At 62.7% G+C, this 1,226-nt stretch carries 1 protein-coding gene; it reads right to left on the reverse strand.

Annotated elements, in window-relative coordinates:
• Positions 1-193 precede the first annotated feature (193 nt).
• A partial coding sequence (locus EN991_RS36870) for an AAA family ATPase (protein WP_127370556.1) occupies positions 194-1,226 on the reverse strand: 1,033 nt, incomplete at its 5' end.

The raw sequence follows: 1,226 nt of genomic DNA on the forward strand, positions 1-1,226 counted from the left end.
GTCGGTAACCTTCAATAGATGGACGATCATCGATGCTACCGGCGGGCCGGTGCTGTCGGGGACGATCCGCTACCGGCTGCGCACGTCGTTCTCGCGCACGGGCAAGACCGCCACCTCTCGAATTGCGGCGCCACGGGGGATCGCGAATAGCGGGCCGGCAGCCGAGGGCGACGAGGTTCTACACGATCAGAACCTACTCGAAGGAATAAGTGAAACCTTCCTTGGAGGCGCCGACGGTGACTTTGGTCATCTTTTCGCCCTCGAGCGACCGGTTAAGCACGCCGCGGCTCAGTTCCGGCAGCAGCGTGTTGGTCAGGATGGCATCGATCATCCGCCCGCCGGATTCGATCTCGGTGCAGCGGGCCTTGACCAGATCCATGACACCGTCGCCGATCACCAGTTCCGCATCGTTGGTTGCCCGCAACCGGCGAGCGATCTTGGCGAACTGGTGGCCAGTGATCGCCTCGATCATCGAATCAGAGAGCGGATAGTAAGGAATGGTCACCACCCGGCCAAGGAAGGCAGCCGGGAAGACCTTCAGCAATGGGCTGCGCAAGGCGGTATCCAGATCGTCGAGCCCGGTCCGCAGCGTGCCATTCCTTGTGCGGTCCATGATGACTTCGGAGCCGACATTCGAGGTGAGCAGGATCAGGGTGTTCTTGAAATCGATGCGCCGGCCCTCGCTGTCGTCCATCATCCCCTTGTCGAAGACCTGGAAGAAGATTTCGTGGACGTCGGGATGCGCCTTCTCGACCTCGTCGAGCAGGATCACCGAATAGGGTTTTCTGCGCACCGCTTCGGTCAGGATGCCGCCCTTGCCGTAGCCGACATAGCCGGGCGGTGCGCCCTTCAGTGTCGAGACGGTGTGCGCCTCCTGGAACTCGGACATGTTGATGGAGATCAGGTTCTGCTCGCCACCGTAAAGCGTTTCGGCCAGCGCCAATGCCGTTTCGGTCTTGCCGACGCCCGAGGGGCCGCAAAGCAGGAAGACCCCGACCGGCTTTTCAGGCGCGCCAAGCCCGGCGCGGCTGGTCTGCACGCGTTTGGCGATCATCTCCATGGCGTGATCCTGGCCGACGACCCGTTCCGAAAGCGTGGCGGCGAGCTTGAGCGCCTTTTCGGTCTGGCTGGACAGCATCCGTCCGGTCGGGATCCCGGTCCAGTCCTGGACCACGGCGGCCACTGCATTGCGGTCAACCGAGGGCAGAATCAGCGGTGTCTCGCCT

Source organism: Mesorhizobium sp. M7A.F.Ca.US.005.03.2.1 (assembly GCF_003997795.1).
Classification (GTDB): Bacteria; Pseudomonadota; Alphaproteobacteria; order Rhizobiales; family Rhizobiaceae; genus Mesorhizobium; species Mesorhizobium ciceri.